Raw genomic sequence first — 21,016 nt, 5'->3', positions numbered from 1 at the left:
CACACTACTCCATTTTTTAAAATGAATAGATAATCTCGCCAAGCTATGCTAGTAAACTAGCTTTAAAATTGAAATGAGATGCTATTACTTACCAACTTCACATACTAATTCTTTATAATAGATTCATCTAACCCCACTGTCATTCTCTTTTGTAAAGTCATGCAAACTCTATTTATCCTTTTTAGGAGTAATATGTTTTAATATTTCATCTATCATTGCTTTGATACCCGTATTTTCTAAATGTATACCATCAGGTGCAAAATATTCTGAATGACCTTCAGATCTTTTGTACCAATCAATTAAAGTAACATTATCATGTTTTTTGGCAGCGTCTGACATCAACTCATTAACGTGACTTTCATAATTTCTAGGTACTCGAGTATTCACTAAATATACTTGAGCTTCACCGAATTTTTTAATTAATTCATTTAATTGTTCTTCGGAAAAATCTCCATTTGTTCCCAACTCTAAGATAACTTGATCTGATTTTTGATTATAATTTTGATATTTTTGATCAACTAATGGTGTCGCTTCATATAAATTCCTACCAACTTGGCCATCAATATTAGCATGTGGTACTTTCATTTTAAAGGTTTCTCCAATATCAACCATTACAGAATCTCCAATTAGTAATGGTTTTAAATCTGCATATACTTCATTATCTTTATCTTTTTTAGAGTCAGAACCTCCTAAAAAGTTAACATTATCAACTGGAATTGGTCTGACTAAATATTTATCTATTTCATTCGTATTGTACGACGTTGCTTTATGATTTATATCATTTTTCCCTAGTTTGTCAAAGCTCCCTACAAAGACAAATATTGCAGGCAATAAAAATAGAATTAACACGATTGATCTAATTACTGCCTGTTTATTTCCACGTGAGATACTAAATGCTCTTATACCCTGTTTTCTAAACGGTGTCTCTATATAACGATAAGACATTTCTGCCAACACAATAGTTAAAATAATATCAATAACATAAACATAAGCAGGTAATTGTCCATCTACATAATATGAATGTATAAAGCTAATTACAGGAAAATGCCATAAATACAAACTATAAGAACGTTTCCCTATGTAAATAAATAACGGGTTTCCTAATATTTTAGCAAAATAACCAGAAGGATGTACTGCGCTAATAATTACAAATAACGTCAATCCTGAAATTAAATAAAAACCACCATTATATATCCAATTACTATTTTCATTCACTTTAAAGAACAGCATTAATAATAGTGCGATTCCAATAATGCCTATACTATCAATGATAGTTCTCAATATATAGTTTGGGTTTTTCTTTAATTTAAACGGAGGCCAAACAAATGCAAAAATCACACCTAATAGCATGGTCTGTAACCGTGTATCAGTACCAAAATAAACGCGTGAATGGCCGGTTTGTGCTTGGCCAATAATAATCATTGTTAATAAAGAAACTAATGAGATTATCCAAAGCACTAAAGTTACATTTCTATATTTCTTTATTGTGAGCAGTAATAAAATAAAGACGATAGGAAAAATAATATAGAATTGTTCTTCAATTGCAAGTGACCATAAATGTTTTAATGGCATAAAAGCAAAATGTTCGAAATAATTAACATCTGTTGCAATGTACCACCAATTAGATACATAAAAAATAGCTGCAAAGGCATCTTGTTTAATATTTACAATTTCAGCAGGTTTAAATATTAAACTTGCTACCGTTATAACCATCACAAGTACCAACATGGCTGGGATTAACCTTTTAATTCGCCTTAACCAAAATTGTTTTAAATTAATAATACCTGTGGACTCATATTCAAAAAGTAATAAGCTAGTTATCAAATAACCGGAAATCACAAAGAATGTATCTACACCTAAAAAGCCACCAGTCAACCACTGTTTGTTTAAATGATAGATTATAATACCTATGACCGCGATTGCTCGCAATCCATCTAAACCTGGCATATAGCGAGTATTATACTTTAACTGCTTATGCTTATTTAAATTATTGTTCATTTCTATTCATTCTTTCATCCCCAAAATAAAATATTTTATTATTATTCCTCATCATACACTCAATTATTGTAATGCTTCTGTAATACAACTGCAATTATTTTAATGAATTGCACTACAGAAAAAATATGTTTTTAAATGCCCTGAATTTTAGCTAAAAAAATAGCCCAATGTACAATTAAGTACATTAGACTATTTTATAATTACTATTTTAATTTTGTTTAACCGATACCTAAAGCAATTTTAGCATAACGAGACATCATTTCTTTGCCCCATGGTGGACTCCAAACAATATTTACTTCTGTATCTGAAATCTCTGGAATTTCTGCTAACACCATTTTAACTTGATTTACAATTTGAGGTCCCATTGGACACCCCATAGATGTTAAAGTCATTTCTACAGTACATAAGCCTTCGTCATCTACGTCTACGTTATATATTAAACCTAAGTTTACGATATCGATACCTAACTCAGGGTCAATAACCATTTCTAAAGCATTCAATATGCTATCTTTTAATCCTTCATCCATACATTTCACCTCTTTGTAATTAATCATACTAACAATATATCAAATATCTTACAAAACGCCAATAAAATGCTATGATATTCATACGTCAATTATTAAACATTAAGGAGAATTCAATGGAACCTTATTTAATTTGTCTAGATTTAGACGGAACACTTTTAAATGATGAAAAAGAAATCACACCTTATACAAAAGAAGTATTAACTAAATTACAAATACAAGGGCATAAATTAATGATTGCCACTGGTAGACCATATAGAGCTAGCCAAATTTATTACCATGAATTGAATATGGATACGCCAGTTGTTAACTTTAATGGTGCATTCGTACATCATCCCAAAGATGATCAATTTGAAATCAAACATGATGTATTAGATTTAGATTTATCAAAAAATATTATAAAAAGTTTGAATGATTATGGTGTATCTAATATCATTGCAGAAGTCAAAGACTACGTGTTTATTAATAACTATGATCAAAGATTATTTGATGGATTTTCAATGGGCAATCCAAAAGTAGAAACTGGAGATTTACTCACTTCATTAACTGAACCCCCTACATCTATTTTAGTTGAAGCAGAAGAATTCATGATTCCTAGAGTCAAACAAATGTTAACACGCTTTTACGCAGAAAACATAGAGCATCGTAGATGGGGATCACCATTTCCAGTCATTGAAATTGTTAAACAAGGAATTAGTAAGGCACGCGGTATAGATTACGTAAAGACTCATTTAGGTATCGACAGAAATCATATTATCGCGTTCGGTGATGAAGATAATGACTTAGAAATGATTAAATATGCTAAATACGGTATTGCCATGGACAATGGCTTGGACGAACTTAAACACGTCGCAAACCAAGTTACATATTCTAATAATAAAGATGGTATTGGACGATATTTAAATGATTATTTCCAATTAAATATGCCTTATAAAGAAACTATAAAATCTCAAATTTAATTTGCGATTTTAATTTGAGGAGGCCATTCAATATGAATAAAATTGTAGTCGTTGGTGCAGTTGCTGGAGGCGCAACTGTAGCTAGTCAAATAAGAAGATTGGATCAAGAAAGCGAAATTGTTGTTTTCGAAAAAGATCGTGATATGAGTTTCGCTAACTGTGCGTTACCTTACTATTTAGGCAATGTCGTTGATTCACGCGACAAAGTACTTGAAGCAACGCCAGAAGCTTTTTATGATTCTAAAAATATTATTGTAAAAACATATCATGAAGTGACATCTATAAATGATGATTCACAAACAATTACAGTCTATGATCACGTAAACGATACTTCGTTTGAAGAACACTATGATACTTTAATATTAAGCCCTGGATGTAGTGCAAATTCGTTGAACTTAAATAGTCCTATAGCATTTACTTTAAGAAATATGGAAGATACAGATGCAATTGAGACTTTTATTGAACAACAAAATGTAAAGAAAGCACTTGTTGTAGGTACGGGTTATATAGGCTTAGAAATTTTAGATAACCTTTATGAACGCGGTATCACGCCTACTCTAATCCATCGCTCAACTCACATTAATAAATTGATGGATCAAGATATGAACCAAGCTATTATTGATGAAATGGATAAACGTCATATCACTTATCACTTTAATGAAGAAATCACAAAAGTAGATGGTAACGAAGTATATTTCTCCTCTGGTAAAGTAGAAACATTTGATTTAATTATTGAAGGTGTCGGTGTAAAACCAAATTCAGGGTTTATTCAATCATCGAATATCACTTTAGATGACAAAGGTTATATCCCTGTTAATGACCAATTTCAGACTAATATACCAAATATATATGCGCTTGGTGATATCATAACATCACATTATAGACACGTTGACTTAAATGCACACGTGCCCCTTGCATGGGGAGCACATCGTGGTGCAAGTATCATTGCTGAACAATTGGCGGGTAACCCTAAAGTAAAATTCAAAGGCTTTTTAGGTTCAAATATCGTAAAATTCTTCGATTATACCTTTGCTAGCGTGGGATTATCGCCACAAGAATTAAAACATTTTGATTATGGAATAGTCGAAGTTAATCAAGGTGAACATGCGGGATATTACCCTGGAAATAAAAAATTACACTTACGTGTTTATTTTGACAAAGCTAACAGACGTATTATTCGTGCTGCTGCAGTTGGAGAAAAAGGCGTAGACAAACGTATCGATGTCTTATCGATGGCAATGATGCAAAAATTAACAATTGATGAACTGACAGAATTTGAAGTTGCTTATGCACCACCATACAGCAGACCTAAAGATATTATTAATATGATAGGCTATAAAGCTCGAAATAAATAAAAAATCAACTTTATTTTACTAACACAGAAAATAAAAACCGATAATTTCTAATCACATACTGAGTAGAAATTATCGGTTTTTATTAGTAATTTATCGTTTAGATTTGCTATAAAACAGAATAATTCTAAAACGTTGCTTTCTTTTTCTAGAAATTTTCGTATTTTACTTAACTACACTTTTAACAATTATACTTATGAATAATCTTCTTTATATCGAAAAAAATTGATGATAATATAGTTAAACTTTATTATCTTGATTCTATAATCATTTCATCTAAATAATTTGTTGTTAACGCTGTTTGTTTATTTAACAATTTTATATCTTTATATAAAGCATTGACTTCTGAATTGGAACCTTGAATTTGATTCATTATTTTGATATTAATAATTAATTTTAATAGTGGATAAGCAAGACATTTAAAATTCTTAAAAAGCGTTGACTGTAATTTTGGGACAATATTATAGTTACTATGCCCAATTAATAAATGTAATTCATTATATGACTTAATCATATTACTTAGAAGTTGTTTTTGATTTTCTTTATATTTATTTTTCAATGATATCCCTGCGTTTAGAGGTATTATCATTGCGGCATGTGACATTAACCAATCTTCGAACCTTGTTTCATAAGTTAATTTTATAGATGAATTTTTAAAAATTGCATCAAGTTTATTATGGAATGGTATTACTCCATTAAGATGGCTTACTTTTAATTCCCCTGCATTAAATCGAATAACAGTTGTTGCACTATCCCCTCTATTTCCTCCAGTCATTAAAAAACCAAAAGATATATTTTTATGTGTGATGGATTGGTGAAGTACTGTTTCACGAAGCTTATGAGGATCGGTGTTATTACCTATAAAAATAATATTGGTGCTTATATTTTGAGCTATTGAAGGTACAACTGAGTAAAAATCTGAATACTTCATTGTTACAAAGATAATATCATAACTATCATTCTTACCTAAATTACTTACATAGTTAAAGTGATCCGTAGTTCTTTTATTTTGTAAATAATGATTCAGTACAACCCCTCTATCATTTAAGTGTTTATAATTTTGACCTCTAGCTAATAGTGTTATGTTATTTTCTGGTTGATTTAATACATGTGCTAAATATTGCCCTTGTACTCCAGCGCCATAAATAAGTATATTCATATACGTCCTCCTTTTTAATGAACATTTGTTCATTAACTTGAACTTATCATTATAAAAAGTTAAACTCAATAAACAAAATAAGTATGTTGATGCTTATTGTACAGATTTCAAAAATCGTTGATAAATGAGGAATAGTTATGGATAAAAGAAAAGAAAAATCACGTCAACTTATTATCGAAAATTTTATAAAGCTCATGCAAAAAAAGGACATTGCTAAAATATCTATGAAAGATATTGCCGAAGCTTCTAATATCAATAGAGGAACGATTTACTTAAACTTTTTAGATAAATACGACATACTTAATCAGTCATTAGATTTTATATTAGCCGAAGCAATTGAAAAATGCGAGAGTACGATGAACCTTCAACAAGATGGTAAAGCAAATATGGGTGAAATACTCATAGCTATAGATAAACAATATTTTATCTTGAAACAATTAATACAAAAATCTGATTTAAATATATTAAGACAAACACTTTCTGAGAAATTCATGCAAAACATAAAGCAAAAAGATAATGAAATAGCGTTACAATTTTTAGGTTCGGCAATAGTAGGTGTTATTATATGGTGGATAGAGCAGTCTAGACCGTGCTCTATTGATGAATTAAGTAATGAACTATGGCATCTGTTAGAGCCACATATTGATGTATTTCTATAGATTAAATGGAAAAGTTTCATCGCAACTTTGATACTCTATATTAACGTTTGTTGTCTCACACTATAATACCTATTAGTTTAAATATATCTACCAAAAAAACAAAAAAGAGACTATGACAATGAAGTCATAGCCTCTTTTATATAACTTACAAACCAAACATTTGTGTAATTGGCCCCATCGGTAAAATAATTCCAATAATGATAGTCAAGATAATAACTACGATAGTAGTCCATAATAAACTATGACTTGGTTGACCTTTTTTACGTTTAGTAATTGTCACTTCCATCAATGCAACGACTGCCACACCGCAAATCATTTTCAATGTCAGTAACATATGTCCACCTGCATTATCAGATGAGAATGATTGAATCCAAACCCAAAAACCTGAAATTAACACAAGTAACATAAATAATCTTAAAACCATATGAATCGGTTTAAAATAAGGTGAAGCACCTTGTTTTTCAGAAAAGTTAAAGTAAGCTGCAAAGAATAAAATAATTAATAATACCCAACTTGCTATATGCATATGTAACATATAATATAACCCCCACACATTTTTCACTTCAAAAGTATATAAAACAAAAGTATATTGTAGTCTTTTAATTATAAAATCAAAAGATTACTTACCTTATCATACTTAAAATCACTTCATTTTTCAAAAAGAATTCTATATTACTCTACTAAAGATTAAGTAAAAAGAGCGGGATACAAATCAAAATTTTAAATTTGATACGTATACCCGCGCTCTATATTGTCTTAATACTTTTTATTTATCAGCAATAAAATTAGTTAATGTACCAATATTATCGATGGTAACTTTAATCTCATCACCTGGTTGTAAAAACTTAGGTGGATTCATACCTGCACCAACGCCTGCTGGTGTGCCAGTTGCAATAATATCACCTGGATGTAATGCCACAAATTTAGAAATTTCTTCTATCAATTCATCTATTTTAAGAATCATTTGACCTGTGTTACCATCTTGACGGATTTCATTATTTACTTTCGTAACAATGTTCACATCTTCTGGTGTAGGTAATTCATCTTTTGTCACAATATAAGGACCTATTGGGCAACCACCAGTTAAACTTTTAGATAAGAATGCTTGGTCTTGTTCATTTTGAGCTTTACGGTCTGTAATATCATTAATAATAGTATAACCATATACGTAATCTAGTGCTAAACCTTTAGGAATTTTTTCACCAGATTTACCGATTACAATACCAAGTTCACCTTCGTAATCTAACTGTTCAGTAATATCTTTATGGTTAGGTATCGTGCTATTATCACCAGTTAATGACGAAGCAGCTTTTGTAAACACATATAATCGCTGAACTTCATGGTTTAGCTCACTAGCATGATCCTGATAATTACGTCCAAAGGCAATCACATTATTTGTTGGCGTGACTGGCGGTAAAAACTCTATTTCGCTAAATTGTACTTTATAGTCGTCACCTTTGCCACTATCTTCTGCTGCAACAACAGCTTTACGAACTTGTTCTTGAAAATCGACAACTTGGTTTTGTTGAAGTCCGTTTAATAATGTTTTCGGGTGGAATTCGCCTTCAGCAAAATCTGCAAAAACTTTTTTTAAGTCCCATGCAGCCTCTTCACGTTTAACTTTCACACCATAAGATGTCTGTCCTTCATGTCTGAATGATAGGAATTTCATTCAATATCAGCTCCTCATCTATATCTTATTACATATTATAACTATATTTACCCAGAAATAACAAATAAATAACTAGCGCTTACAAAAATTCTCCTGAACTCAATCAAAACGTATTTTTCATGTTGTATGTCTGATTTGATTATAACTTCAACTTATTATTTGTCCTTTTAAACATAAAAAAACAATTTTAAAGTTAACAAATGAGAGTAGAACGGCAGTCTAATTTATTTAAAAGATTGACCATCCTATCTCTGCAAAGATGACTAGGAGTAATAAAGATAAATTCTACGCATGAGCTGCCTCTCATCCATAACTCCCACTAACATATTACATATTAATGATGTCCTATACTCATTTAATAATTTTTATAATTCATTTAAGGTATGTGATCTTTCGCCATAGCCATTCAAAAGGCCCCATTTTAAAATGTTTTAAATAATAGTAACAGCCTACTAATTGTAAGACATAAACAAGTAATGCAATGATATATGATTGATATAGTGGCAATTGGTTATATAACCCTCCACCTATACCTAAAAATATTAATGATAAAACTATACTCTGAGTTAAATATACAGATAAACTTAATTTACCTGGATATGTAAATACTTTGAGCAAGTGTGCAATACGTGTACTTTGATACATAGCAATAAAAATTAATATATAGCCGGCAGCAACAATTGGACCACCAATGATATTGATATTCTGGTATGCACTATTTGAAAAATCAAGTGCAAAAGGCATTTTCACTATATAACCTATAATAAGGCATAAAGTTCCCCATTTAATTGCACTTTGTTTTCGTAGTTGTATTTTCTTAACTAGCTTTAATTTTTGTGCAGCTATACCTAAAAGAATATATGGTAAAAATTCAAAATAGGCAGACCCTGTCACAACATCTAACACATTATATAAATTTTCTAGTGCATTTATTTTCAGAAAATCTGTATAAAGTCCTTGTTGTTTAATTTCTATCAATTTAGATAAGGATACACCACTAAAATTATGCTGGGTATATGGATCATTTATTAAAGAAAATACTGCAAACGGTATGACTAGCAATAAGATTTTTAGGATAAATAAGATGATTGCTGCCTTTATTAAACGTTTTGTTTTGGCTTTAACAAATAACACCGCTATTAAACCTGTAAATGCGTAGCCAAATAAGATATCTCCTGAAAACACAAAAAATCCATGTAACACACCCATAAGCATTAGAAAAATTAATCTTCTAAATATTATTGGGTAATAGTTAATGCCTTTCATCTGACAATTGTCATACATGATGCTCAAGCCATAACCAAATAAAAATGTAAAAATAGGATAAAATGAACCAATAATTAATAAGGTAATTCCGTGTAATAAAATAGCATCGCTTCCCTGCACAACATCAGACAATAAACTTTCCTCGTACGGAAAACTAAAAACTAATATATTCATTAAAATAATACCTAGCAAACTTAATCCACGTAATGCATCTATTTCATATAACCTTTGCTGCGATGACACAACAAGCACCCCTTATACTCTAGTTTATTCATCAATAGAAAGTTGACCAAATTTAAAGAAATATAAATAGCCTTTAACATTTGTTTTCAATATAGTTTCTAAAGTGTTTCGATAGTATTCCATTTGTACCTTATAACGTTCTCTTAGCTGTGCACCTATTGCTTCATCTGACATATTACGACGTCTATTAAAGGCATCTGTCTTATAATCGACAAAGTAATATTGGCCATCCTTCTCAAATATAAGATCAATCATACCTTGAATAATAGAAGCATCTTCTTCCATATTTTCAATACGGTCTACTTTAGCTTGATTGACAACAAATGGTAACTCACGATATATACGTTCACTCGTAGCAATCGTTGAATATAATTCACTTTCAATAAACTGATAAATATCTTCAAACCGGATATCCTTTTTGGCATCTTCATCAATAATATGCTTGTCTATTAACTGATTGATAAGTACATCCACATCACTATGAGACAACCCTTCCTTTTTAAAAGGTAAATGTTGCATTACCGTATGCATAAGAGTACCAATTTCATTTGCTTTTCGTTTCGTAGTATGGCTTAAAAATCCCGGTCTTTCATATGAAGCTGAGCCAATTCGATATTGTCTAACTCTATCGTAGTTAGTGTCAGCTTGTTCTGTCTCAAGTTGTCGTTTCAATTCTGATACGGATTGTTTTGACGGCTTTTCAATAGCTACTTGATGTGGGTATTTGAAACTTAATTGTTCATGAATCTGCGACTTAAGCTCATCATTACCAGTCTGAGCTGACTGTATATCTACTAGCGTACGTTGTTCACTTTCGGCTATAACGATTTCTGACGCAATATCTTCATAAAAATCTGTTTTAAACTGTACAAAAGGCATCATTGAGCCATCAATGTCATTAATTGTTGTTTCAAAACGTAATTCTTTTGGCAGTGAGGTAGATTGATATTTTGCCAATATTGGATAAATCATATCAATCGGTCGTTGCGCGGTTAAACGGTAGCTCACGGGTAAGTGCGTCTGCGACACTGAAACCTGTTCAAATTGAGTTAGTTCTTTTTCGTCTTTTACGCGGCCTATTAAAAACAATTGTTCTTTAGCGCGTGTCAATGCAACGTAAATTAACCTCATTTCTTCTGAAACCATTTCTTTTTCGGCTATCGCTTTATACGTAACAGATGATAATGATGGATAAGACAAACGACTATCAATATCATAATATGTCATACCCAAACCATAGCTTTGATTTAAGATTACTGGTCTGTGCAAATCATCTCTTCTAAAACGTCTCGATAACCCCGAGTAAATCACGAATGGGAATTCTAACCCTTTACTACTATGAATTGTCATCATTCGCACAACGTCATCATTTGGTCCTACAATATTTTCTTCACCAAAGTCCTTACCTCGTTCTATCAATTCATCTATAAAACGAATAAATTGATATAATCCACGGAAACTAGAACTTTCAAATTCTACTGCTTTATTGAACAGTCCATATAAATTTGCACGTCTACCTTTACCACCAATGATGCCACTAAAATATTGAATAACATAATGATCATTATAAAACTTATCAATTAGTTGATAGACAGGGTGACTTTGGCTATAGCGTTGATACATTTCAATATCTTTCAAGAAAGTTTCGAGTTTAGTGACTAATTTTTTATTAGCAGCATCATTAGCTATATAATGTTGAATCGATTGATAAAAATAATCATCATTTGGACTAAATACCCTTATATTTGATAACTCATCTTCAGTAAACTGATATATTACAGAACGCATGAGCCCAACTAAATAAATATCTTGTAATGGGTTATCTACCGTTCTTAAGAAGGATAATATGAGTTGAACTTCAGTCTGTTCAAAGTATCCCTCTTTACTATTTACATGAAATGGAATGTTATGATCTTTAAACGCTTGTTGTATCTTACGTGCCTGCCCATAAGAACGTTCTAAAATGACAATATCTTTATAACTTGGTTTACGATATTGCTCAGTTTTCATATCATATATCTCATGGTCTGACATAATCTTTTCCACTTGTTGGACAATATATTCTGCTTCTTGTTCCGAACCATTTAAGTCCGAAGAAGCATCTTCCACTAACATGTTCAACTGGACATTATGTGGCTCATTATCGAAAGGAGCACCATAATAAAGTTGGGCAGCATCGTCATAGACAATTTCTCCAACCGCTTCATCCATCATATGCTTAAATAAATAGTTCGTGGTAGTCAAAATTTCTTTTCTAGAACGGAAATTTTGTGATAAATCAATACGTATACCATTCTCTGAACCATCTAATGTAAAACGGTTATACTTCCCTATAAATAAACTGGGATCCGCTTGCCTAAATTTATAAATAGATTGTTTTACGTCACCTACCATAAATAAATTCCCATCTGCCTCACTACCTCGTTTAATACATGCAATAATTTGCTCTTGTACACGGTTAGTATCTTGGTATTCATCGACAAGTATTTCTTCAAACTGTTTACAATACATATCAGCAATATCTGATGGTGTGCCATCTTCGTTCATCAATACCCGCAATGCAAAATGTTCATAATCTGAAAAATCAAGTAAGTTTCTACTGCGTTTCTTTTGATTAAATAGATCAATTACATCCGCTGTTACTTGTGCTAAATATGCTACTCTAGGCGCTAAGCGCTGCATATCCATTTTTAAATCTTCAGCATTACGTGAAAAATAATCTTCTTGCACCTTAGTTACCAACGCTTTATATTGATCGTAATGTTTTTTACCATCATCGTATGCATCTAACATCATTTCATTAGCTTCTTTTATTTTTTTATTCTTAGCTGGAAAACGTGCTTCAAATTGGTGTTCTGCAATAACTTGTGTGTTTAATATACCGTCTTCCATTGCTTGAGCAATAAAATGCCGTTCTTTTTCTAAGACTTCAAGTTGTTTATCTACTTCTTCAAGCATCATGAACAAATCATAACTTTTATTCAAAGCTTCCAATGCAGAATTCATAAAAATCATAGCTAAATCATTTAATAGTTTTAGTAAGTCAGCTTGTTTTGTAATATCATCGTATGGTGCTGATAGCTGCTCTAACCAAGCCGACGGGTTAGGATTCGCCACACTAAAATAAAACATTTCTTTAACGGTGTTTCTTAGCTGATTGTCATTCCTATCTGAAGATAGTTGTTCCGTTAAATCAATGAAATTAGGATCAAGTTGGTCATAATGTTTTTCTAACACTTCATCTATTGTCTGTTCAAGTAGCAATATATTTTCAGCTTCACTACTTGTTCTAAAGTTAGGATCAATGTCTAACACATCATAGTGATGTTGAATTAATTTCAAACAAAAGCTATGTAACGTAGATATCTGTGCTTGATGTATCTTCACACGCTGATTCTTTAAATGTGTGTTATTTGGGTCTTCATTCGAAGCTTCTTGAATCCTTTGGTCTACACGGTGTTTCATTTCTCTTGCACTTGCATTCGTAAATGTAACAACAAGCAGTTTATCCACATCAACTTCATCTTTAATAATACGTTGTATAATACGTTCTACAAGTACGGCAGTCTTTCCAGAACCTGCGGCAGCAGCAACAAGTATATCCTGACCTTTTGCATAAATACTCTTCCATTGGTTGTCTGTCCATCTCGTGTTCCCAGGTTTCACTGGTATTTGACTCATTCTCCATCGTCCTCACTTTCTAAAACTACATTTTGTACCGCTTCTAATGGATCAATAGATTCGTCAACTGTACGATAACGTTTACTATCTATCATACCGTCTACATGACAGACTGATTTATAGCTACAAAAATCACACGGTAATGTCTGATTGTATTTCATTGGTGCCACTTCTGTATGTCCATCCATGATATTTGATGCCGTTTCAATAAAGTTTTGTTTATTATGATGAATTAATTTATAAATGGTATCCTCATCTGCAACCTTACTATTACTTTTAATACCGCCATCTTTCTTTAATCCTAAAGGTACAATATCAGAATTATAACTTGGCTCCAGTCTAGTATCAAAAGCGTCTAATACTGATTCATCATTATTTAGTAAGCCGCTTAACTTGAAGGATTGGATGAATTCAGAGTCTCTTTTTTCTTCCGACAATTGGTTCCATGCGAGTTTAATGCGCGGTTCATGTACATGGAAGTATAATAGCCCGCCAGGCTTAGTTAACTCTGTTAACCCTAAACGTGATTTATTTTGAAGTACAATATCCATATATGTCATCATTTGCATTTGCATACCGTAATAAACTTTTGTTAAATCCAACGTACCACTATATTTAGATGACTTATAATCAATAATATTTACAAAACTCTCTTCCCCGTTTTTATACGTATCTATCCTATCGATTTGTCCACGTATATTTATAGGTATACCTTGTTTTGTATGTAACGATTCAGCTAATAACTCACTATTATCTCTTGGTTTTCTTCTAAAACCAGCTTCAAACCGTTGTGGCGTAAATTTAGTATAGCTACCTTGATATTTTAATGCTGTTAAAGTCGTTTCTACAATTGCACCAATACGCTGTGATAAATAACGGTAATAGGCTGTTGAATTTAATAAATTAAATTGGACTTCAGGTAATATTTCACTTAGAGCTTCAACTGTTAGCTTATGAATTTTTTTGGGGTTTAGATTTTTAAAATCACCATTTACTTTTTCTGATATAAATTTCAATACTTGATGGAAGATATCTCCTAGATCAAAGTTTTCCAACTTATATTTTGTACGTTCATTTAAACGTAAACCATGTGATGCAAAGTGTTTAAATGGACAAGCTTGATAGCCTTCAAATCTAGAAACACTTGCATTAATTGTAGAACCATACAATTCTTTAGATAATGATTCACTTAATTGAACCGTTTCATTATCATAAGTTAAGGCAGTTAATAAGTAATCTAAACCGTCATTTAAACTTTCATCGTCTCGCATCACTTGATACGTATCTAACCAAGTTTCCGCAACAATTTCATCATCTAACCAAGCTTTTAACGATTCAAATAAAGCAATTTTAGTTTGATGTGGATGTTCCATTAAAGTAAGTGGTTGTGCTTGATGTTGATGATGTATATTTTGAACTTCTAAATTAGTAAATAATTGTTGAATTTGGCTTAAAAATGGACTTGGTTCTTTTTGATCACCACTAGAACCCATAAGTGAATATGAAAATGTAACTTGTTTACAACTACGCGTCATTGCAATATAAATTACAAATGCTTCATCCATTTGCAGTATATCTGCCGTAGGACTTAATTCTATAGAGGATTGTTCTTGGAAATATTTCTTTTCGTCATCCGTAATTAAACTTGAAGATGAAACAGTTTGTGGTATAACACCATCATTCGCTCCTACTAAATATACGTGTTGTTTATTATCTACTTTTGCTAAATCCATAGTACCAATACTCACCTGATCAAGCGTTTGAGGAATCATTACAAATTCTAACTGTTCTAAACCAATATCAAACAATTCTAGAAAACGCGATTTAGACATTGTTTGCTCCCCAAATACCGTAACTAAGTCATCCAACGTTTGAATAAAGCCATGCCATATTTGGTCAATTTCCTCAGCCGCTCTATGTTGACTGTTAAAATCTAACGTATCACGTTCAGTCATTAATTGGCTCGGTAAGTCGAATGCTTCCATCGATTCATAGAAAGCAGTGGCAAATTCAATAGCTGTAGTTGCACGATTCATACTTTCTTCAAATAACATCACTTTATTGATAACATCTGTTTTCATTTGAATAACACGCTCAAAGGTCTCACGTTCTTCATCTGTTAATTGTTGACGTTTTAGCCCCATTTTTCTAAATTGCTCAATATCAAAATATTTTTCATCCAACCAGCGTTTGCCATAAATACCACGTTCTAGAACAAAATTCTCTAATATGTCTATCAAGTAATTACTATCTTTAAATTTCTTCGATAGAATATCTGTTTTAAAAAGCCGCATAAGTGGATCAAAATTCCAATTGGTTTGTATTACTTCAATAAGTGATCTTATCATTTCCATTATTGGATGATGTGTCATTGACGGCTTCACATCGATGTTATATGGTATGCCAAATTGTGGCAAAATTGATTCCATGAGATAGGCATAAGCTTCATCTCTATATAAAATTGCTATATCTTGATATCTATAGCCTTTCTCACGTATTTCTCTTAAAATACGACGAGCAACTTCATTTATTTCTTCTCTCATCCCACTCGCTTCTAAAATTGCTATATCACCATTTGCAACTGTCGGCTCAAATTGTAATGCATTAAAATTACGTTCTAAATTGGCTAGGTCAGCATTATCAAAGCGATATACTTCATCAAAACGCTTCGTACGTAATTGTACATTGAGGTCACTTGCAATTTCTTCTATGTGTGTCAGTGATTCCGAAGGCTTTCTAAATAAACTAAACATATCTTTATCGCCATCAGTTGTTAATACAATCGTAACTTTTTTAGCGTATTTAACTAAACTACGGATAATTTGATACTCTAATGTCGAAAAGTTATGAAAGCCATCAATATAAATTTCCGCTCGCTTTAACCATTCAGATTGATCCATCATCGTAATGAATCTTTGTAAACTATCTTCAGTAGATACATAAGTCCCGTCAATTCTATCTTCTAAATGTTTATAAACCAGCGCAATATCTTGTAATTTATGCTTTGTTCTTGTTTGTAAGTCATTTTCTGAAATATAATCATTTAATTGTTGTGGAGTAACTGCATATTTTTTAAAATCTTGTATTTGTTCATAAAGCTTTTCACTAAATCCATAGTATTTAACTTGAGAACGATATAGTTTCAATTCTGATTGATGTTGTTGTATGATGTCATAAATCATCATTTCAGTGCCTGCTTTAGATAATTGTTGTTCTATCAAACCACCGACTTCTTGAAACACACGATAACTTAATCGTTCAAAGTGTAAAACTTCGGTTCTCATACTACCATTTAATGATTCATCACTTACGAATGATTGTTCAAGCTGGAAAGTGTTTTGTGTAGGCGCAATTAAGACAATAGGATCGCCTAATGGGTCTTCTCGCATTTTTGTTTTAATTTCTTCAATCATTGTTTTCGATTTCCCTGTGCCTGCTCTGCCAATATAAGCATTTAATTCCATGATTTACGCCAACTCCTTTGACTCACATTTTAACATATATATGGTTGTGTATAACTATTCTTATACCTTGAAGGTCGAATAAATTAGAATATGGCTTTGCTATAAATTTGATTATTTGTTAGTAATTTATAGCAAAAAGAATCGAGACACAGATAGTTATCTCGATCCTTTTTTCTATGCTCATTGCAATAGCAACTGAATTGTACATATTATTGTTAGTCAATAAACACTATTCTAATTTTGGAACTTTTACTTTATTAATAAGTTAGGGCAATGAAATTTTATTATTCATATTTTGTATCTGGATTAAATCCAAATTTCATTTCGCTTAACGGCCAAAAACTAAATGACACTTTACCAACAACTTGGTCTTCGTCAATTAAACCAAACGAACGACTATCTTTACTTACTTCACGGTTATCCCCAAGTACAAGTAATTTACCTTCTGGGATTTTATTTTTATCTTTTACTTTGTCTACACCTTCAGATTGTTCGTTCATCTCTTTTGTTGTAAAACTACCCGTTATATAATTATAATCTTTATGTTTTTCATTATAATCTAAGTATGGTTCGTCTACTTTTTTACCATTAACAAATAACTGATCTTCTTTATATTCGATGTTATCACCTGCTGTACCGATAACGCGTTTGACGTAATCATTATCCTTAGTTGCATGGAAGACAATCACATTGCCTTTTTCAACATCTCCAAATCTTTGACCAATCAAATTGACAATAACGCGTTCCCCATCTTTTAATGTAGGATCCATAGAGTCGCCTTTAACTGTATATGATTTCCCCACGAAGTTAACAATTAGCAATACTAAGGCCACTGCAACAACGATGGACACAATCCATTCTACGATTTCTTTTCTCAATTCCTTCACCTCGTTTATTTAATTAAAAGTCACTGTAAATTTTTCAAACGGATAATATCTTAAACTTGTGTTGCCAATGATATCTTTCTGATGCACGAAACCTAATGTTCTTGAATCATTTTTATTATCACGATTATCATTAAGTACAAAGTAAGCATTCGGCGGAATAATATCACTTTCAGAACCTTTGATGTTTCTAAGTGACAAGTTATTGATGCTATTGTTTGTATAAGGTTCATTTACTTCTCTATCATCTCTGTACAATGAGCCGTCTTTAAATGAAATAGATTGTCCAGGTTTTCCGATGATTCTACTAAACCGGATTTCTTTTCCGTTACGATACATAATAATATCATTATTATCTAAAAAATTAAATGTCGTTTTTATTTTATTAACGATAATACGATCACCTTGTTTTAGATTTGGAGCCATTTTATCATCTTTTATAACTGATCCTTTAAGCACAAATGCCTGAATCAATAGTACAATAATAAGCGCAAATATTATGGAAATCAAATGTTTTAATAATTTTCGCAAGTTGTCACTCCTCTGACGAATGCATAAAATGTTTCTCTAGTTTTCTACCAACGAGCCATACTACAGCAATTACTACCACTATTGTTATCAGCCTGATCGGATTAGTAAAAAGTGTTGTAATATCATTACCTAACCAGCCTACAAGACCAATCATTATAAACTTAGATGCTATTAATACAATTAGATAGGCATGCGCTTTAATATGGGATAAACTTGCCACAATATTAACTAAAGCACTTGGTGTAAATGGAAAGCACATTAAGATAAAAATAGGTATGACACCCTTTCTATCAATAAAATGTATTAAACGTTGAACTGATGTCCGGTGCTGAATTTTTTTCATATATTTTGTATGTGTTAATCTTCTAAAAAATAAAAATACAATATAACTTCCAGCTACAGTGCCTAACCAAGCTAATAAAGTACCAATGAACCAACCAAAAGCATTAACGTTTACAATTACAAACACAATGATTGGTAAAATAGGAATAAAAGCCTCAATAAATGGTAATAGAAATCCTGCGATATATCCTAAACTCCCAAATATATCAAACCAATACTGTACTTGTTCCTCTGTCATCAAACCCATCCTCGTCATCACTATTCTTTATAATTATAAGTGTAAAGTTGCTTTTTTAAAACTATAAAGCGTTCCTTCTAATATAAATCAGTCTTAAGAACGACATGCTTTCGAAACCGAAATTGAATGACTATCCACGCTTTCAATATAACACTAATTTTAAAGATATTAAGCAAAATCATAACCACTATAATATTGACTTTGAGTTATTAAGCTTGCGCAATACTTTTATGTATATGAATTAGAAAAAGAAAGGATGAAACGTATTTGAATTATTTAAAAACTTTCATCTTCCTACTCTGACAAAGATGACTAAAGTCGAAAGAAATAAAAAGTTTACCTGAGTTGAATATCATACATAAGTTCTTCTATCTCAACATAATGATTAAGGCTGAGACAATTAATTGTCCCAGCCTCTTAAAAATTAATTTAACATCTACTAAATTAAATGCTATATAGCATTACATTGAAGAATTATAAACGTTTTTCTAATTCTTCTTTTTTATCTTCAAAACCTGGTTTACCTAATAAAGCAAACATATTTTGTTTGTATGCTTCAACTCCAGGCTGGTTAAATGGATTAACACCTAATTGATAACCGCTCATAGCACATGCTAATTCAAAGAAGTAAACGATATAGCCAAATGTCTCTTCATCTAAACGAGGAATATTGACGACAATATTAGGTACACCACCGTCAGTGTGAGCTAACAATGTACCCTCAAATGCTTTCGTATTTACTTCGTCTATAGTTTTACCAGCTAAATAATTTAAACCATCTAAATTATCACTATCTTCTTCGATAGTAATATCATGTTTAGGATTATTAACTTTCACAACTGTTTCAAATAAGAAACGACGACCTTCTTGAACATATTGTCCAAGTGAATGTAAATCTGTTGTATAGTTAGCGCTAGAAGGATAAATACCTTTATAGTCTTTCCCTTCTGATTCGCCAAATAATTGTTTCCACCACTCATTAAAATATTGCATTGATGGTTCATAGTTAATCAACATTTCAGTGTCATAACCTTTTGCATATAAAACGTTACGAATTGTTGCATATTGATACGCAATATTTTCTTCTAAATCTTCTGAAGACAATTCTTCACGTGCTTTTGCAGCACCTTCCATCATTGTTTTAATATCAATACCCGCAACAGCGATTGGTAATAAACCAACTGCAGTTAATACTGAATAACGACCGCCTATATCATCTGGTACGACAAAAGTTTCATAACCTTCATTAGTTGCAAGTTGCTTTAATGCACCTTTTTCTTTATCTGTAGTAGCAAAGATACGATTTTTCGCTTCTTCTTTACCATATTTATTTTCTAATAATTGCTTAAACAATCTGAATGAAACTGCTGGTTCAGTCGTAGTACCTGATTTAGAAATAACATTCACTGAGAAATCCTTACCATCTAAGTAATTGATTAACTCTTGTGTATATGAAGAAGATAAATGATTACCTACAAAGACGATTTCTGGGAATTCATTACTATTTCTAAATGAAGATGTTAGCATTTCGATAGCCGCGCGTGCACCTAAGTACGAGCCACCGATACCAATTACTACAAACACCTCTGAATGTTCTTTGACACGTTTTGAAGCTTCTAAAATACGCGAGAATTCTTCTTTATCATAGTCTACAGGAAGATCAATCCACCCAAGGAAGTCACTACCAGCACCAGTTCCTTCATGAATTGTTTTGTGAATTGACTTAACTATATCTTTTTGTTGCTGTAATTCATGTTCGCCGAAAAATTCTAAAGTTTTACCATAATCTAATTGAATATGAGTCATTTTGAATTGCCTCCAGTGTTTTTAATTTCATCATTATTTTACTAAGTTTATTTTGAGTATTCAAACAACTAGCCTATATTATATTGATAATTTAACTATTAAAACAGCAAATCACTCAATACCCCGAATTAATTATTCATTATTTTATACAAAAACAAACATCCTTCAAGTGTTAAGAATGCTTTTAAAACAGCTATTTAAAATATATTCCAAATAAGTCATTTCATATTTTTGTATA

Annotated in this window: 15 protein-coding genes; 3 read left to right on the top strand and 12 right to left on the bottom strand. The window is 31.5% G+C overall.

Features of this window, described 5'->3' with window-relative positions; genetic code table 11:
• Positions 1-168 precede the first annotated feature (168 nt).
• Both ACSUE0_RS09735 and ACSUE0_RS09730 read right to left on the bottom strand, forming a co-directional pair.
• Positions 169-1,998 carry an acyltransferase family protein gene (locus ACSUE0_RS09735; RefSeq protein WP_436957159.1) on the bottom strand — a complete coding sequence of 610 codons (1,830 nt, stop codon included), beginning with the start codon at positions 1,996-1,998 and terminating at the stop codon, positions 169-171.
• A gap of 218 nt (positions 1,999-2,216) precedes the next feature.
• Entirely contained in the window at positions 2,217-2,525 is a 309-nt protein-coding gene (locus ACSUE0_RS09730; protein ID WP_017722322.1) for a metal-sulfur cluster assembly factor, read from the bottom strand.
• A 113-nt stretch (positions 2,526-2,638) separates the two neighbouring features.
• Here ACSUE0_RS09730 and ACSUE0_RS09725 point away from each other — a divergent pair, with 113 nt between their 5' ends.
• Together ACSUE0_RS09725 and ACSUE0_RS09720 are read left to right on the top strand one after the other, a co-directional pair.
• Positions 2,639-3,481, top strand: coding sequence for a Cof-type HAD-IIB family hydrolase (locus tag ACSUE0_RS09725; protein WP_436957157.1), 843 nt, complete (start codon positions 2,639-2,641; stop codon positions 3,479-3,481).
• 32 nt (positions 3,482-3,513) lie between these two features.
• Positions 3,514-4,836 (top strand): CoA-disulfide reductase, encoded by a 1,323-nt coding sequence (locus tag ACSUE0_RS09720; RefSeq protein WP_436957156.1) that lies wholly within the window; start codon positions 3,514-3,516, stop codon positions 4,834-4,836.
• A 247-nt stretch (positions 4,837-5,083) separates the two neighbouring features.
• Here ACSUE0_RS09720 and ACSUE0_RS09715 read toward each other — a convergent pair whose 3' ends face one another.
• Positions 5,084-5,992: a ketopantoate reductase family protein gene (locus ACSUE0_RS09715; protein ID WP_436957154.1), complete on the bottom strand. Its 909-nt coding sequence runs from the start codon at positions 5,990-5,992 to the stop codon at positions 5,084-5,086.
• Positions 5,993-6,129: 137 nt separating this feature from the next.
• Here ACSUE0_RS09715 and ACSUE0_RS09710 point away from each other — a divergent pair, with 137 nt between their 5' ends.
• Entirely contained in the window at positions 6,130-6,651 is a 522-nt protein-coding gene (locus ACSUE0_RS09710; RefSeq protein WP_119614057.1) for a TetR/AcrR family transcriptional regulator, read from the top strand.
• Between the two features lie 145 nt (positions 6,652-6,796).
• On the opposite strand, the gene ACSUE0_RS09705 is transcribed toward ACSUE0_RS09710, so the two are convergent.
• The 9 genes from ACSUE0_RS09705 to ACSUE0_RS09665 form a co-directional block, all read right to left on the bottom strand.
• Positions 6,797-7,186, bottom strand: a complete 390-nt coding sequence (locus ACSUE0_RS09705; protein WP_107555674.1) for a YisL family protein — start codon at positions 7,184-7,186, stop codon at positions 6,797-6,799.
• Positions 7,187-7,417: 231 nt separating this feature from the next.
• Positions 7,418-8,323 carry a fumarylacetoacetate hydrolase family protein gene (locus ACSUE0_RS09700; RefSeq protein WP_107530108.1) on the bottom strand — a complete coding sequence of 302 codons (906 nt, stop codon included), beginning with the start codon at positions 8,321-8,323 and terminating at the stop codon, positions 7,418-7,420.
• Positions 8,324-8,695: 372 nt separating this feature from the next.
• A complete protein-coding gene (locus ACSUE0_RS09695) occupies positions 8,696-9,832 on the bottom strand; it encodes a DUF418 domain-containing protein (protein ID WP_119614059.1) in 1,137 nt (378 codons plus the stop codon).
• Between the two features lie 24 nt (positions 9,833-9,856).
• Positions 9,857-13,513: a helicase-exonuclease AddAB subunit AddA gene (addA, locus tag ACSUE0_RS09690; RefSeq protein ID WP_436957152.1), complete on the bottom strand. Its 3,657-nt coding sequence runs from the start codon at positions 13,511-13,513 to the stop codon at positions 9,857-9,859.
• Positions 13,510-16,977: a helicase-exonuclease AddAB subunit AddB gene (gene addB / locus ACSUE0_RS09685; RefSeq protein ID WP_436957150.1), complete on the bottom strand. Its 3,468-nt coding sequence runs from the start codon at positions 16,975-16,977 to the stop codon at positions 13,510-13,512. Before addB ends, addA begins: the two co-directional genes overlap by 4 nt.
• A gap of 284 nt (positions 16,978-17,261) precedes the next feature.
• The gene (gene lepB / locus ACSUE0_RS09680) at positions 17,262-17,855 is read right to left on the bottom strand and encodes a signal peptidase I (RefSeq protein ID WP_107555670.1); all 594 of its coding nucleotides are present in this window, start codon (positions 17,853-17,855) and stop codon (positions 17,262-17,264) included.
• 18 nt (positions 17,856-17,873) lie between these two features.
• Complete coding sequence (lepB, locus tag ACSUE0_RS09675; protein WP_119614063.1) at positions 17,874-18,392, bottom strand: signal peptidase I; 519 nt, start codon at positions 18,390-18,392, stop codon at positions 17,874-17,876.
• Positions 18,393-18,396: 4 nt separating this feature from the next.
• Positions 18,397-18,972, bottom strand: a complete 576-nt coding sequence (locus tag ACSUE0_RS09670; RefSeq protein WP_119614064.1) for a TVP38/TMEM64 family protein — start codon at positions 18,970-18,972, stop codon at positions 18,397-18,399.
• A 474-nt stretch (positions 18,973-19,446) separates the two neighbouring features.
• Positions 19,447-20,778 (bottom strand): glucose-6-phosphate isomerase, encoded by a 1,332-nt coding sequence (locus ACSUE0_RS09665; protein ID WP_119614065.1) that lies wholly within the window; start codon positions 20,776-20,778, stop codon positions 19,447-19,449.
• Positions 20,779-21,016: the final 238 nt, after the last annotated feature.

The sequence above is a fragment of the Staphylococcus sp. AS1337 genome (genome assembly GCF_051408735.1).
Classification (GTDB): domain Bacteria; phylum Bacillota; class Bacilli; order Staphylococcales; family Staphylococcaceae; genus Staphylococcus; species Staphylococcus xylosus_B.
This window is presented reverse-complemented; position numbering and strand designations above follow the sequence as displayed.